This window comes from Gardnerella vaginalis (genome assembly GCF_001563665.1).
GTDB lineage: Bacteria > Actinomycetota > Actinomycetes > Actinomycetales > Bifidobacteriaceae > Bifidobacterium > Bifidobacterium vaginale_A.
This window is the reverse complement of record NZ_KQ961872.1, coordinates 39,060-54,409: the sequence shown is the minus strand read 5'-3', so window position 1 is coordinate 54,409 and position 15,350 is coordinate 39,060. Positions and strand designations below refer to the sequence as shown.

At 38.2% G+C, this 15,350-nt stretch carries 10 protein-coding genes and 1 pseudogene; 7 read left to right on the top strand and 4 right to left on the bottom strand.

Annotated elements, in window-relative coordinates; all coding sequences use genetic code 11:
• Positions 1-11: 11 nt before the first annotated feature.
• Complete coding sequence (locus HMPREF3230_RS04975; RefSeq protein ID WP_230955930.1) at positions 12-2,606, bottom strand: acyltransferase family protein; 2,595 nt, start codon at positions 2,604-2,606, stop codon at positions 12-14.
• Positions 2,607-2,907: 301 nt separating this feature from the next.
• Between HMPREF3230_RS04975 and HMPREF3230_RS04970 the strand changes: the two genes are divergently transcribed.
• Positions 2,908-3,402, top strand: a complete 495-nt coding sequence (locus HMPREF3230_RS04970; protein WP_075523834.1) for an inorganic diphosphatase — start codon at positions 2,908-2,910, stop codon at positions 3,400-3,402.
• A 163-nt stretch (positions 3,403-3,565) separates the two neighbouring features.
• Here the strand turns inward: HMPREF3230_RS04970 and HMPREF3230_RS04965 are convergent, their stop codons facing one another.
• Positions 3,566-4,300 (bottom strand): beta-carotene 15,15'-monooxygenase, encoded by a 735-nt coding sequence (locus HMPREF3230_RS04965; RefSeq protein WP_075523833.1) that lies wholly within the window; start codon positions 4,298-4,300, stop codon positions 3,566-3,568.
• 297 nt (positions 4,301-4,597) lie between these two features.
• Between HMPREF3230_RS04965 and HMPREF3230_RS04960 the strand changes: the two are divergent.
• From HMPREF3230_RS04960 to valS, 4 genes and pseudogenes are all read left to right on the top strand, one after another.
• Positions 4,598-5,305: pseudogene (locus tag HMPREF3230_RS04960) on the top strand (winged helix-turn-helix transcriptional regulator); the annotation flags it as partial.
• Between the two features lie 496 nt (positions 5,306-5,801).
• Complete coding sequence (gene nth, locus HMPREF3230_RS04955; protein WP_075523928.1) at positions 5,802-6,410, top strand: endonuclease III; 609 nt, start codon at positions 5,802-5,804, stop codon at positions 6,408-6,410.
• Positions 6,411-6,580: 170 nt separating this feature from the next.
• A complete protein-coding gene (locus HMPREF3230_RS04950; protein WP_155642924.1) occupies positions 6,581-8,143 on the top strand; it encodes an ABC transporter substrate-binding protein in 1,563 nt (520 codons plus the stop codon).
• A gap of 57 nt (positions 8,144-8,200) precedes the next feature.
• Positions 8,201-10,963 (top strand): valine--tRNA ligase, encoded by a 2,763-nt coding sequence (gene valS / locus HMPREF3230_RS04945; RefSeq protein WP_075523831.1) that lies wholly within the window; start codon positions 8,201-8,203, stop codon positions 10,961-10,963.
• A gap of 106 nt (positions 10,964-11,069) precedes the next feature.
• On the opposite strand, the gene HMPREF3230_RS04940 is transcribed toward valS, so the two are convergent.
• Positions 11,070-11,312, bottom strand: coding sequence for a type II toxin-antitoxin system RelB family antitoxin (locus HMPREF3230_RS04940; RefSeq protein WP_075523830.1), 243 nt, complete (start codon positions 11,310-11,312; stop codon positions 11,070-11,072).
• A gap of 112 nt (positions 11,313-11,424) precedes the next feature.
• Here HMPREF3230_RS04940 and argS point away from each other — a divergent pair, with 112 nt between their 5' ends.
• The gene (gene argS / locus HMPREF3230_RS04935; RefSeq protein WP_075523829.1) at positions 11,425-13,221 is read left to right on the top strand and encodes an arginine--tRNA ligase; all 1,797 of its coding nucleotides are present in this window, start codon (positions 11,425-11,427) and stop codon (positions 13,219-13,221) included.
• Between the two features lie 268 nt (positions 13,222-13,489).
• Complete coding sequence (brnQ, locus tag HMPREF3230_RS04930) at positions 13,490-14,974, top strand: branched-chain amino acid transport system II carrier protein (protein WP_075523828.1); 1,485 nt, start codon at positions 13,490-13,492, stop codon at positions 14,972-14,974.
• A gap of 20 nt (positions 14,975-14,994) precedes the next feature.
• On the opposite strand, the gene HMPREF3230_RS04925 is transcribed toward brnQ, so the two are convergent.
• Positions 14,995-15,342, bottom strand: coding sequence for a phenylpyruvate tautomerase MIF-related protein (locus HMPREF3230_RS04925; RefSeq protein WP_075523827.1), 348 nt, complete (start codon positions 15,340-15,342; stop codon positions 14,995-14,997).
• Positions 15,343-15,350: the final 8 nt, after the last annotated feature.

Sequence of the window (15,350 nt, the reverse complement as noted above, 5' to 3'; positions counted from 1 at the left end):
TGTTTGCGCAATCATCCTCCGCATATTGCAAGACGAATCATGCGAGCGTAATGTGGACCTCCAACTGGAGTTAAGTGTACGCCATCATCTGTTAGATATTCTGAATGGCCATTGCTTAACCCATGCCAATCGATAATTCCAACATTAGGATTACGTGAAGCAAAATCACGCAATCTGGAATTCGTAGCGTCTTGCCATGGTTGTGGAACTCTAGTTGTTACAAAGTAGATTGGCTTACCTTTGGCTACGTCTACCATATGCTGGAGCACTGAGTCGTTTCTTGGCAATCCGTTTGTACCAAGAGCGTAAATAACTACATCTCCTTTATGCCCATCTGATGCATCTTTTTCATAAGTGTCTGCGCCGTGATAGATTTGTCGGCTAACTTTTCCATCTATGAATGCGTTAGGCAATTCTTTGAGAAGATAAGGTTTTGCTCCTTCAGTAATTGAATCTCCAACCATTGTTAGCTTTGCAGAGCAAGTTCCTTTTTTCTTATCTATTTCCATATTGGAAGTATTCAGATTTTCTGGCACTTTTTCTGCAATAGGATTAAGGACTTTATGTTTAGCTGGATGAGGTAATCCAGAAATCTTTTTAATATTTTCAATCTTTCCTTTGAAAATTGTGTTGCTATGTCGATTATTCAAATTTTTAGATTGTGAATTGCTTCTCTCTTTGTTTGAATCATTAGATTTTTCGTTATTTTGTATATTGCTTATGTTTGCAGATAGTTCAGGTCTTAATTGCAAAGATCTTTCTTTTGCAATATTTTTCCAATTAAGTGGCAATATAATTAGCGCAACTGTAATTGCTGCGCAAACTACTATGAAAACATCTCGAATAGCGAACGTTACTTTATTTGTGCTCATAGTTGAGTCTATTGAGCCTAATGTATTAGCTTCTTTCAGAGAGAATTTGTGCTTAATTAGCGGCATTTCAAATATGCGATAGAATACTTCGCAAATTGCAATTGCTAATAAGAATTGTAGTATCTGTTCCCACCATGATGCCAAGCTTGTGCGCGTTGCAGGATTAAGAATCTCAAAAAGAGGGAAATGAACTAAATATAGTGCGAAAGAGCGTTTTCCAAGGTATTCAAATGGTTCGAATCCAAGAATTTTGTAACATAAATTATCTTTTTGCAAGCATGCCCACAGCATTATTGCGCATAGCAATGCTACTAGTGTGTATCCTCCGTAAGGAAGCCATGGAGTTGTGCCATCTTCCATAACATATGCGCAAATTAATATAACTACAGCGCATATTCCTATGATTGAACGAATCCACGATGCTAGTGGAGCGTAAGTGTGTATACGCGGTTTTGAACTGAAAACGTTTTTTGGTAACTCTTTAATATCAATATCTGAGTTTTGTTCTTCATGTTGTTCGCAAAGATCTATTTGTAGACCAGCACGTAAATCTTGAGGAATATTGTTTTCTAAGTCGTAATTGTACGTTTTGTAGCTTAATTCGCTATTATCGTCAATTGATTCGTTTGTAAATTTCTCAGTTGATTCGTTTGCGGATTCTCTTTCTAAATCGTTTCCTGATTTAGATGAATATTGACCTTCGTTATAAACACTTTCTTGAGCGTCAATAAGTGCTTTTCTGCGTTCTTTATTTGAGAAAATAAACGTGAAGGAATCTGCAATAAATCCTCTTATAGAGCCTTTAGAGAACCACGTAGAATACATGGCAAATAATGCGCCAATTAAGAATTCAGATCCTCTTGTATCCAAAGAGTAGTAAACGCGTGCAATTGTCATTCCATCGCCATAAATAAAGCTGATAATTGCAGTTGTGACAGTTGAAGCAAGTGTTAAAAGAATTGTTAAATTTATGCGAATAAATGCTGAACGTACAAACTTAATAAGCGCTAGTAATATAACTGGCCATATTACGAATGCTTGCATTACAAGACCAAGATACCATAAATGTTTAATAGGAGAAGGTAATCCAGCTTGATCAAAGTAAGAAACATGACGTAGAACATACATCATATTGCTAAAGAATCCTGCGCCGCCAAGCGCGTCTGATTGCAATTTTGGCAATAAGCTTGGCGAAAATAGCCATAAGAATGGTGCGCTTAATGCAATAATTCCTAAAGTTGAAGGCCAAATTCTCTTAATTCGATTCCATAAATATTTGAAATAATGTATGTGTAAATCTTTGTTATATAAGTGCAATAGCGTTATTGTGCTGAAATATCCTGCAAGCACGAGAAATAGCGTGACTCCTAAGAATCCGCCTTGTAACATTGCTGGTCTTAGGTGGAATGCAACTATTCCTATGATTGCTAAAGCGCGCAATCCATCAATTGCTGGATTTCTTTTTGAAGAATTGTGAGTTTGCGTGTTGTTATCTGAGCTGCTTTTTGACCCATTTTTTGAGTTGATATTCGAGTTACTGTTCAAGTTGTTTGATGTGTTTATTGAATAGTTATGAGCGTCATCAATGGAATTATTAAGTTTATTATTGCGAGCAGTGAATACGTTGGCTTCTGAAAGTCTGCCTTCTTTTTCAGTTGCATTGTTTTGTTTTAAAACGGCGATATCTGTATTAGGAATAACAGGATTCATGCCTGTTTTTTCTTTTGCCATCATGCCTGCAATTCGATTCGTTGTACTTCTTATTAAAGTAGTATTTTTGATAAAATCAGAATGATAATAACTACGTATTAAGACACTGTTGAGAGTTAAGCGTGTCTTAATTTTATGTACGAATATTGTATGTAATAATGCCGAAATTATGCGTTATATTTGTTTATTTTTCGCAAAATTTTTCTATAGTAATTTATGAGATTTTATCTATTTTAGTGCAAGTAATTTTCATATTTATTTTGTGCTCTTTAGCGCGCGGTAAAGTAGGAAGGAAAATATTATTGCCAGCGCTAAAGGAGGAAAAATGGCTGAAACATTTAACGTTGTTGTGGAAATTCCACGTGGCTCTAAGAATAAATATGAAGTAGATCATGAAACTGGTCGCGTATTCTTGGATCGTACTCTTTTCACTTCTATGGGGTATCCAGATGATTACGGTTACATCGATGGAACTTTAGGTGAAGACGGTGACCCACTTGACGCTCTTGTTATGATTCCAAATTCTGTGTTCCCAGGTTGTGTAGTAGAGTGCCGCGCAGTTGGCTTGTATCACATGGTTGATGAAGCTGGCGGAGATGACAAAGTTTTGTGCGTGCCTGCAGACGTTCGTTTTGATGATATTAAAGATATTGATGATGTAAGTGAGTATCATAAAGCTGAAATTAAGCATTTCTTTGAGCAGTACAAGGCTTTGGAGCCAGGTAAGGAAGTACTTCCTGGAGATTTCTGGGCTGGTGTAGAACAGGCTGAAAAAGAAATCGTTGAAGCTCGTAAGCGTCTTGAAGCAAGCGAAAAGTAAGTATATCAAGTATCTTCATTTTAATTTAAGATTATAAGTCAAAGGCTTATAGTCTTAAATTTTTTTTAAGTTGATTTAGTGAGTTGCTTTTATATTTGATTTTATATTTGCTTTTTGTTTCATCACTTATTCTTAATTTGTTTCATCACTTATTCTTATGTTCTTATGCAACTAATAGCATCCCTAATCCTGCTGCGTAAATAAGCATTCCTGAAAGCATGATTGGTAATAAAGCCATACCTACTTCTGGCTTTATGCAATTCGAATTGTATTGTTCGTTTTTGTGCCATATATAAGCCATTGCGGAAAATACTATTATTCCAAAAATGCAAATAGCTGTAACTATGTATCCGCCTATTACATTTCTTAAAGATGGCATGAATCGTATTATTGAAGGTAAGAAAAGCCATCCTGGAAGTGCTGCTGTTGCAACGCATGCTGTAATAGTATGTGAAAGATTTCGTACGAGATTTGTGCGCTTTTTTCTTAGCATTTGTCTAGTGAAACTTACAAAAGTAGCTGTTACAAGTATAAGAGCAAACGATACAGCCCATCTTTCATAAGGGCGCATTGCTGCAATGAATTTGTTCATAATAACAGATGATTCACTGTCTATAACGCTGCTAGGAAGCATTCCACTTAAAGAAAGTGATGCACACCAAATAGATGATATTCCAGCAAAAAGAGCTATTATGCAATCTGTTTTTCCGCCGCGCAAAGGCCACAGTGTAAAGAAAACAAGCAATATAAGTGAGCATACTAATATTGATGCTTTTAACGTTAATGTTGAGAATGGGAGGATTGCAGCTATAAACATGAATGCCACTGTGAGAATTTGAGTGAATGCAATTGTTATATACGCATTCGCTGTTTTCTTCGCGTTTGTGGTTCTACTCATTCTCACTCCTGTGGCTTCGAAGGATGTATATACGTGTAGTTATCTTCTTATGAATCGTGAAATTCTATGCGGAATCTACATATTTATTATATATAGCATATATCTATTGTGATATTTGATGTTATTTTGTTTTTAATTTTATATATTTCTATTTTAATTTCTTTAATTTCCTATGTTTTATGATTTTACTTGTTAAAATACTGTCTGTAATCCTAAAATTATGTAATCTTCGCGCTTATGGGCTACACTTCTAGTAAGTGCGATTTGCGCGTAAGCCTTTTGGTTTTGGAGGTGTGTATGACAGACATCACTTTGATGACTTCTTGTGCCTCGCCTGCCATGGTGCTTCCTTCTCTTACTTTGCTTTCTCATCGCGTCCGAGTACTTCCTCTTGATTCTTCCAGTTTCGTTAGGATTCCTGAGCAAACTGTGCTTCTGATGGACGCTAGAGATGATTTAGCTACTGCGAAGTCTTTATGCAATTTGTTGCATGTTTCTGGCGTTAAAGCTCCAATTATTCTTATTTTGACAGAAGGCGGATTCACTGTAGTTAATGCTACTTGGGGAGTAGCAGATGTAGTTCTTACAGGTGCTTCTCCTGCAGAAGTTGAAGGTCGTTTGCGACTTGTAGCACAGCGTAGTCGTTTTATGGAATCTGCAGCAATAAAAGAAGAATCGTCTTCAGAAGATATTGAAATTTCTGGAGATGGTTGTATATACGCTGGAGAGCTAGTTGTTGATACTCGCGGTTACACAGTGACTTTGCATGGTCAACCTATAGATTTGGCTTATAAAGAGTTTGAACTTCTTAAATATTTTGTACAGCATCCTCGCCGTGTATTTACTCGAGCGCACTTATTGCAAGAGGTTTGGGGGTATGACTATTACGGTGGCACGCGCACTGTTGACGTTCATATTCGCCGTCTTCGTGCAAAGCTAGGCGGCGAGTATGAACACGTGATTGGTACAGTTAGAAACGTTGGTTATAGATTTGATCCGCCTGAAGATGCTGTTGTTGATATTGACGGCAGCGATGAGGATTTAGTTGTATCTAGTTCTCGCATGAGTGATTCTGTAATAGGATCTGCTAGCGGTTCTTCAATTGATTCTTCTGATTCAGATGATTTAGATGACGATACTATAGATGAAGCTGCGATTGCTGAATTAAAAGAAATATCTTCTGCTCATAGAAGATCCACAATGGTTTCTAGGATTGCTGCAAGAGCCGCAAGAGAAAATTAAGTTTGATTTTCTAAGTTTGATTTTCTAAGAAGTTGTTGTGTTGCTTAAATCTGCTGAATCTACTGAGTCTTGTGAATCTCATAAGTCTACTGAGTCTACTGAGTCTTGTGAATCTCATAAGTCTTGTGAGTGTACTGAGTCTACTAACTCTTGTGAATCTTTCGAATCTACTGAGCCTAATGAATCTAATGAATCCAAATTATCTGATGATTATGCAAAAAATTTAACTCTTTATGAACGCGTTCATAAAGAATATGCTTTGCTGTGTGAACAGATCCCGTATCCTAAATGCGCATTGAATTTTAAGAATCCTTTCGAGTTGTTAGTGGCAACTGTTTTAAGTGCTCAAACAACAGATAAACGTGTTAATTTAGTTACAAAAAACTTGTTTTCTGAATTTCCAGATGCTTTTTCTTTATCTAAAGCTTCGATTAGCAAAGTGGAGTATTTGATTCATTCTTTAGGTTTTTATAGAGTAAAAGCTCAACATATTATTACGCTTTCTATGCAATTAGTAGAAAAATATAATGGTGTTGTACCCAATACTATGAAAGAATTAACGTCTTTGTCTGGAGTCGGTAGAAAAACTGCAAATGTTGTTCTAGGTAATGCGTTTGGTATTCCGGGATTTCCAGTAGATACTCACGTTATAAGAGTTACAGGTAGATTGCATTGGCGTAAAGATTGGAATAGTTCTAAAGTAAATCCAGTAAAGATTGAGAGTGAAATAACTTCCTTTTTCTCGCCTGAAGAATGGACTAATGTTTCACATAGATTGATTTTGCATGGAAGAACAGTGTGTACAGCGCGTAATCCTCACTGTTTTGAATGTCCTCTGAGATTTACTTGTCCTAGTGCAAAATGCTGAGTGAGTATTAAAGTCTGATAAATTGCTAAATAATATAAATTTACAACTGAAATATCTTAATATTTTATTGTTTTACATTATTTAATAGTAAATTTTTATAATTTAAATATTAGCTATTCTAAAGTTAGTTTCATTTTTGTATTTGGTATAGAATGTTCTGTATGTCAAAAATGGTTGCTTATTCACGAGTTCGTAGGCATAGACGTAGGCGTATGTGGATTCCGTGGGTTGTTTTTTCTTTAGTTTCTTTGATTTTGCTAGCTCTTATGTGGTTTGGTTGGCAAGTCATGAACGGAAGACCTATTATTCCATCTTCTATAGATTCGTTTATGCCTATTAACGGGAAAGCAGTTACCATAGGTTTGCGTACAGCTCCAAAATCTTTAGATATTCGTAATGATAATAGTGATGAATTACAACAAGCTTTATTAGAGAATGTTTATGAAACATTAGTTAATCGCGATGAAAATAATGAATTAAAACCTGGATTAGCTGAATCTTGGAACGTTTCATCGGATGGCTTAAAATATACGTTTAACTTGCGTCATGGAGTTACTTTTTCTAATGGTGTTGTTTTAGACTCCAAGGCAGTTTTGCAATCATTAAAGCAAGGTATAACTAGCAGATATCCTGGATATGAAGCTTTAGAAAATATTAAACTTATTGATAATACAGATGCATACACTTTGAAAATTGCGTTAAATTCTCCGGATCCATTGCTTTTAAGACGACTAGCTGGACGAGCTGGGATAGTGTATGACACAGGTGCTCTTATAAATTATTCGAATAATGCGCTTGGCAGCGGTCCTTTTGTTGTAAGTAGTTATAAAAAAGATGATTCTCTAGTTTTGCGTTGCAATAATAAGTATTGGGGTACTCGCGCAAAATTAGGTGGAATTATTTTGAAATATTTTAAGGATGATGCTTCTCTAACTAATGCTATGTCTAGCGGAAGTATTCAGATGGCTATTCCTTTAGATGGTGCTGACAATAATCGTCTAGCAACACTTCCTCAAGTTTCGTTAGTAAAAGGTAAGAGCACGCGTGTGCAGATTGTTGCATTTAATAACGATATACATTCTGTTTTTAATGAAAATTGGATTCGTATTGCTGCAAGTTATGCAATTGATTCTAAATGGGCTATTGATGCTGATGCGAATGGCGGAGTTCAAGTCGGAGGTCCTATTGACCCACTTTCTCCTGGTTATGAAGATTTAACTAATGTATTACCATTCGATAAAGTTCAAGCTAGAAAACATTTTAGTTATTTCTATCCTAGATATTACAGAACTATGGTTTTGCTTGTTCCTAAGAATAAAGTTGATCTTGGTAAAAAAATTGCTGATGCTGTGTCTTCTGGTGCTCGTGCAAAAGTAGACTTGCAAATTTTGGATCAGAGTGAAATTGAAAATCGTATTCGCGATCACAAATACGATATGGCGTTATCGTCTATAAACCATACTTTAGATATTGATACGTTTGTGAGGATTGATTCGCCTTATTTGTTCCAAAAGCATGATTCGCAAGAAGCGTACTCTAATGCTATTAGTTCGCCTAATGTTGCGGGATATTTAGCAAATATAAAGAAATATGCTAGAAATCTTAGTGAAAATGCGCCTATTAAGTGGTTGTATGCGAAAAATAGTGTTGTTGCTGTGAAATCAAATATTGAAGGATATCCTAAAAATATGACGGATCAGTTACTTCCTTTGCGCGATTTGAATGAAAAATAGACTTAATTAAATTTTGTTTTTCACGTGTTGTCGCGCTGAGTTTCTAATATTCAGTTCATGAGCGAACAGGTTAATAACGTAGTAAAACATGCACATTTAACGCCTTTGCCTAATAAAGTTGGCGTTGATGGTCTTGAAGATAAGTGGCGTAACAATTGGGAAGAAGCCAAAACTTACGCATTTCATAATTCTCGCGACCGTAAGGCCGTATATTCTATTGATACCCCACCTCCAACTGTAAGCGGTCACTTGCATGTAGGTCACGTGTTTTCATATACGCATACAGACGTGATTGCGCGTTATAAGCGAATGAAAGGCTTTGACGTGTTCTACCCAATGGGTTGGGACGATAACGGTCTTCCAACTGAGCGTAGAGTGCAAAATTATTACGGTGTGCGAGTTGATACATCGTTAAAGTATGACCCAGATTTTAAGCCGCCATTTGAAGGAACTGAAGGCAAGAAGATTGATGCAAAAGATCAAGTGCCTGTAAGTAGACAAAACTTTATTGAGCTTTGTGAACGTTTAACTTCTCAAGATGAAAAGTTATTTGAAGCTTTATGGCGTAGGCTTGGTCTTTCTGTTGATTGGTCTCAAACTTATCACACAATTGGAGAGCATCCTCGCAGAGTTGCACAAAAAGCATTCTTGCGCAATCTTGCTCGTGGAGAAGCGTATCAGAAAGATGCTCCAGGATTGTGGGATGTTACTTTCCAGACTGCAGTTGCACAAGCTGAGCTTGAATCACGAGAGTATCCAGGTTTTTATCATAAGATTGCATTCCGCTTTGAAGATGGCACTCCGATTTATATTGAAACTACGCGTCCAGAATTGCTTGCTGCTTGTACTTCTTTGATTGCAAATCCAGATGACGAGCGATATAAGAAATATTTTGGTCAAGAAGTTTACTCACCATTATTTAAAGTGAAAGTGCCAATTTTGGCGCATTCTGCTGCTCAAATGGACAAGGGTGCTGGCATTGCAATGTGCTGCACTTTTGGTGACGTGACTGACGTTGAGTGGTGGCGTGACTTGGATCTGCCAACTCGTCCTATTATTCAGCGCAATGGTCGCATTGTGATGACGACTCCTGACTGGGTTACAGACGAATCTGGTCGTGAAATGTTCGAGAAGATCGCTGGCAAAACCACATTCTCTGCTCGCAAGGAAGTTGTTGAAGCTTTGCAAGCAGCTGGAGATATGGAAGGCGATCCAAAGCCAACAAAGCGTATGACGAACTTCTATGAAAAGGGCGATAAGCCTTTGGAAATCGTCACTTCTCGTCAGTGGTACTTAAAGAACGGTGGAACAGACGAAAAGCTGAACGCGGAGCTTATTGAGCGCGGTAAGGAACTTAACTTCCATCCAGATTTTATGCGCGTTCGCTACGAGAATTGGGTCCATGGTTTGAACGGCGACTGGCTTATTTCTCGTCAGCGTTTCTTTGGTGTGCCGTTCCCTCTTTGGTATCCAATAAACGAGAATGGGGAAGTGGATTATGCTAATCCTTTAACTCCTTCAGAAGATCGTTTACCAATTGATCCAACTATTGATGTTCCTGAAGGATTTGATGAATCTCAGCGTGATCAGCCGAATGGTTTTACTGCTGAGCAAGACATTATGGATACTTGGGCAACATCTTCATTGACTCCACAAATTGTGACTCATTGGCAGGAGCCAGGCGAAGAAAATCAGGCTTTGTTTAATGCGACTTTCCCAATGGATTTGCGTCCACAAGGTCAAGATATTATTCGTACATGGCTGTTTAGTACTGTTGATCGTGCTCATCTTGAAAATGGCTGCTTGCCTTTCAAGCATGCTGCGCTTTCTGGTTGGATTCTAGATCCTGATCACAAGAAGATGTCTAAATCTAAAGGCAACGTTGTAGTGCCAAATAAGCCAATTGAAGAGTTTGGTGCAGATGCTGTGCGATATTGGGCAACTTCTGCGAAGTTAGGTTTGGATGCAACTTATGACGAAGGTCAAATGAAGATTGGCAGACGCCTGGCGATTAAGCTTTTGAATGCAACTAAGTTTGCGCTCGCGATTGGTCGAGAAGATGATGAGCATCAGGTTCTCGAGTCTGCTAACGCGGACTGGAATTTTGCTGATGTTACTGAAACTTTGGATCGCTCTGTGATGGCAAAGCTTGCTGAAGTTATTCGCACGTCAACTGACGCGCTTGAATCTTATGAGCATTCAAAGGCTTTAGAGGCGATTGAAACCTTCTTCTGGGAGTTCTGTGACGATTATATTGAGCTTGCAAAGAATCGCGCATATGGAACTGCAGAATCTACAGGACGAGTTCCAAGTGAATCTGCTATAAAATCTGCTCGAACAACTCTTGGTCTTGCACTTGACGCTTTGGCTCGCTTGTTTGCTCCTTACTTGCCTTATGCTACTGAGGAAGTGTGGAGCTGGATGCATGACGGCGAAGGCTCAGTACATCGCGCTAGCTGGCCGTGTGCTGATGCTTATGAGAAAGCTGCAAACGGAGTTTCTGCAGACACTTTGGCTTATGCAGGTGAAGCTTTGGCTGCTTTGCGCAAGATTAAGTCCGAAGCAAAAGTTTCTATGAAGACTCCTATTTTGAGAGTAACTTTGAATGTTGCAGAAAATGCTTACAAGGCTGTTGAAGACACTTTGGATGACGTTGCGGAAGCGGGACGCGTTACTGGAGAAGTAAAGCTTGATGCTGTTAAGGCTGCAGTTGCTGCTGATACTGAATCTGCTGAAAATTCTGCAGAATCTGATGCATCTAACGTAAACGTTTCTGTTGCTCAAAGCGAACTTGGTGAACCTCCTGCAAAAAAGAAGTAATCGCAAGTAGTCGCAAATAATCGAAAATAATTAATTGCAAAACAAAAGCGCTGGAAGCTAATCTTCGACTCCAGCGCTTTTTGTGTATTTAAATACTTAAGCATAATCACTTATTTTCTTCCAAATCAAGGCGCTTCACCACATCATCTAGTGGAGATGTTTCTAATTCTCCACGTTTGTATGCTTCAATATCTGCCATTAGTCCATATTCATGTTCAAGTTCATCGATTTGAGCCTCTAGCGCTTGATTCATGTAAAATGAACGAGTGCGGTGAGTGGTTTTAGCGAGCTGATCATAACGATCTAAAACGTTAGAGGGTACTCTTAATCCTGTAATTGTTGCGACCATTTTTAATCTCCATTGTAAAACATGTAAAACATATATTACACTATATGTAGAATAATGCAATCCAATACACTGTAATCACGAAGCATCGCATGGTAACGATAGACTGTAAACCATGAATCCAGAAAGCTTAAGTGAACTTATTGAAAAAATTGCTAAAGATTTAGTAGCAAATGGTGTTGCAGGTAATTTAACACAAGATTTAATTCCTGATGCAAACAGTCTTGCTGTTATGCGTCCAAAAGATCGTGCTCATGGTGATTGGGCTACGAATGTTGCTATGCAACTTGCTAAAAAAGCTGGTATGAAGCCTCGTGATTTGGCTGAGCTTTTTGCGCAGCGTTTAACTAAAGCGCAAGGTATTGCATCCGTAGAAGTTGCAGGTCCAGGATTTATTAACATAACTCTTGATTCAGCTTCCGCTGCAGCAATTGTTGATGAAGTATTAAAGCAAGGTTCTAATTTTGGTAAGAACACTCATTTGAGTGGAAAAACTTTGAATCTTGAGTTTGTTTCTGCAAATCCAACTGGTCCAATTCATATTGGCGGAACTCGTTGGGCGGCTGTGGGTGATTCTATGGCTCGAGTATTGCAAGCGAATGGCGCAAAAGTTGTACGCGAATATTACTTTAACGATCATGGTGAGCAAATAAATAGATTTGCAAAGTCGCTTGTTGCGGCTGCTCACGGTGAAGAAACTCCTGCAGATGGATACAAGGGCGCATATATTAACGAAATTGCTGATGCTGTTATAAAAGAAGCTAACGCAGATGGTGTTGATGTTCTTTCCTTACCTCGAATTGATCTTGGAAAAGACGCGGAAGGTCTGCCACTTGGTGAAGGTGATTCAGAACAAAGAGAAGAATTCCGCAAGCGTGCAGTCCCAATGATGTTTGATGAAATCCGTAAATCTATGCGAGATTTTCGTGTGAAATTCGATGTTTGGTTCCATGAAAATAGCTTGTATGAAGATGGTGAAGTTGAGCGTGCTATTGCAGATTTGCGTGAGCGTGGAGACATTTTTGAAAAAGACGGAGCAACATGGTTTGAATCCACTAAGCATGGTGACGACAAGGATCGTGTGATTATAAAGTCTGATGGAAACTATGCTTATTTTGCTGCAGATATAGCGTACTATCGCAACAAGCGTAATCGCGAAAAGAATCCTGCAGATGTTGCAATTTACATGCTTGGTGCAGATCATCATGGTTACATTGGTCGAATGATGGCTATGTGTGCAGCCTTTGGCGATAAGCCTGGCGAAAATATGCAAATTCTTATTGGTCAGCTTGTAAACGTTATGAAAGACGGCAAGCCTGTTCGCATGAGTAAGCGCGCTGGAAATGTTATTACGATTGACGACTTGGTTGATGCTATTGGTGTTGATGCTTCTCGCTATTCTCTAGCTCGCACGGATTACAACACTAGTGTTGATATTGATTTAGACTTGCTTGCTTCGCATAGTAACGACAATCCTGTGTATTACGTGCAATATGCACATGCTCGTAGTTGTAATGTTGCGCGAAATGCAAAAGATGCGCAAATTTCACAAGATGGCGCTGATTTGAGCTTGCTTAATACTGATGCAGATGGTGAAGTTTTAGCTGCTTTGGCTCAATGGCCTGCATCTCTTGCTCAAGCTGGAGATATGCGTGCCCCTCATAGAGTTGCGCATTATCTTGAGGATTTGGCTGCAAGCTATCACAAGTGGTACAACCTTGAGCGAGTAGTTCCAATGGAATTAACTGATTCAGAAAATCGTTTGCCAGAAGAAGAGCGCGAAGCAGTTCGAATTGCAAAGTGTCCTGAGCCTGCTCGCTCTGCAGCTCGCTTAAAGCTTAATGAAGCAGTTCGTATTGTAATAGCTGAAGGTCTTGATTTGTTAGGAGTTTGTGCTCCAGAAAAGATGTGATTTAGCGTTTTATATTTAGTTTAAGTATATTTGATTAGTTTTTCTCGTACTTTAAGGTGCTAACTTTTATGTTAGCGCCTTTTTTATTTTGAAAATTATATTTTTAATTTGTTGAGTTTAATTTACTGAGTTTAATTTACTGAGTTTAATTTGCTAAGTACATGCGAATGATTAAGATACCTCTAATATTATTTTTTAACGCTGATTTTGTAATTAGCTGTGAATTAAATAATATGTGTCAAAAATTTCACTATTAGGAGGTGTAAGCATGAGCGTCACAACACAAAGTGTCAGCACAGATAGTGCTCCAACAAAGAAGAACTTGACTATTATTGAATCCACGTATGTGGCGGTTATGCTTTTTGGCATGTTCTTCGGCGCAGGAAATTTGATTTTCCCAGCGTTTATCGGTTCGAATGCAGGAACAAATTCTGTTCCAGCTGCTATAGGATTCATTATTACGGGCGTTGGATTGCCGCTACTGGGCGTTACTGCTCTCGCTATGAGTCGAGTTAGTGGATTATTTGAATTATCTAGTAAGCCTGGTAAAAGGTTTGGATTATTCTTCACTTGTCTTCTTTATTTAACTATTGGACCTTTATTCGCAATTCCTAGATGCGCTAGTCTTTCATATACTGTTGGCTTGGAACGCATTGTGCCTAACGACAATAATTCACAGTTATATTTGTTAGCATTTTCTGCTGTATTTTTTGCTTTAGCATTTTTCTTTGCAATGAAACCGAGTGGAATTCTTACGTGGATTGGTAAAGTTCTAACTCCAATTTTTCTTGTTTTCCTTGGAATTTTGGTATTTACTGTATTGCTATCTCCTGTTAGTGGTGCGTCTTTAAATGCGTCACCTACTCAGGATTATTTAAATCAGTCATTTTTCGCTGGTTTCTTAAATGGTTATAACACAATGGATGCCTTGGCAAGCTTAGCTTTCGGCATTGTTGTTGTACAAACTGTGCGTCAATTTGGCGTAAAAGATTCTAAAGATGTTGCTGTAAATACTGCTAGATCTGGTTTATTTAGTTGTATTATTATGGCTGTTATTTATATAGCTATCGTTGCTGTTGGTTTGAAAAGCAGAATTACTTTTAGTCCTTCAAAAAATGGTGGAATAACTTTAGCTCAAGTATCTGAATATTACCTTGGTCAAATTGGATTATATGTGCTTGCTGCAACTGTTACTCTCGCATGTTTGAAAACGGCAGTTGGCTTAATAGCAAGTTTTTCTGAAACTTTCTCGAAGCTTTTTCCTAAAGGCCCTTCTTACTTGGTTTGGGCTATTTTGTCTACTCTTGTATCGTTTGCGCTCGCTAACTTAGGTCTGACTAAAATTATTGATTATGCAGTTCCTGTTGTAATGTTCTTGTATCCATTGGCAATTGTTATTATCGTGCTATCTTTATGTAGTCGATTATTTAATGACAGTAGGATTGTTTTTGCATGGACTATTGGATTTACTTTTATCGGTGCAATTTATGATTTTTGCAATACTTTACAAAAGATACAGACTTCTATAAATCTCAAGCCAGTTCTTAAAATATTTAGCGAATGGTTGCCGTTCTCCGATAAAGGCTTAGCGTGGATTTTCCCTGCTTTACTCGGTTTTGTTATAGGTATAGTGTGCAGCTATCTAAATGATAATAAAGCTATGGCTGAAATTGTGAAATCTTCTGTTGCGCCTGGCGCTCAAGGTAGTGTTGCGAGTGATGACGATTTTGATGAGAACAACGTGAATGTGTAAAATTCGCGTATGTATTAGTATCAGAAATTGCCGCCGTTCCAGCCCCAGTCGCTAGTTGCAGTGTAACGAATGTATGTGCGATCCTGTGGAATTCCAAGTTCGCGATTCAATGCTGCCATAATCTGCTCTGTCAATTTTTCCCAAGCGGATCCTGGTACGCTAGATCCGAAAACGTTTACTTCAATGTAAGCAGCAGGTTTAGCGTTATCTCCTGCGAAGTAAATTGGCATATTATCTTCGAATGGGCACATAAGCCAATGTTCGCTTTTTCCTGGAATTGCGCTGATAGCTTTTCCATAAGCTGCTTTTAATGCTTCGCGTTGTGCTTGAGTTGTGCTTACTGAAACGTGAGTATGAATGACTGGCATAATCTTTC

Coding starts and splice junctions, on each gene's coding strand:
- HMPREF3230_RS04975 (WP_230955930.1), bottom strand. CDS start 2,606: ATGATGGCAAAAGAAAAAACAGGCATGAATCCTGTTATTCCTAATACA.
- HMPREF3230_RS04970 (WP_075523834.1), top strand. CDS start 2,908: ATGGCTGAAACATTTAACGTTGTTGTGGAAATTCCACGTGGCTCTAAG.
- HMPREF3230_RS04965 (WP_075523833.1), bottom strand. CDS start 4,300: ATGAGTAGAACCACAAACGCGAAGAAAACAGCGAATGCGTATATAACA.
- HMPREF3230_RS04950 (WP_155642924.1), top strand. CDS start 6,581: ATGGTTGCTTATTCACGAGTTCGTAGGCATAGACGTAGGCGTATGTGG.
- valS (WP_075523831.1), top strand. CDS start 8,201: ATGAGCGAACAGGTTAATAACGTAGTAAAACATGCACATTTAACGCCT.
- HMPREF3230_RS04940 (WP_075523830.1), bottom strand. CDS start 11,312: ATGGTCGCAACAATTACAGGATTAAGAGTACCCTCTAACGTTTTAGAT.
- argS (WP_075523829.1), top strand. CDS start 11,425: ATGAATCCAGAAAGCTTAAGTGAACTTATTGAAAAAATTGCTAAAGAT.
- brnQ (WP_075523828.1), top strand. CDS start 13,490: ATGAGCGTCACAACACAAAGTGTCAGCACAGATAGTGCTCCAACAAAG.
- HMPREF3230_RS04925 (WP_075523827.1), bottom strand. CDS start 15,342: ATGCCAGTCATTCATACTCACGTTTCAGTAAGCACAACTCAAGCACAA.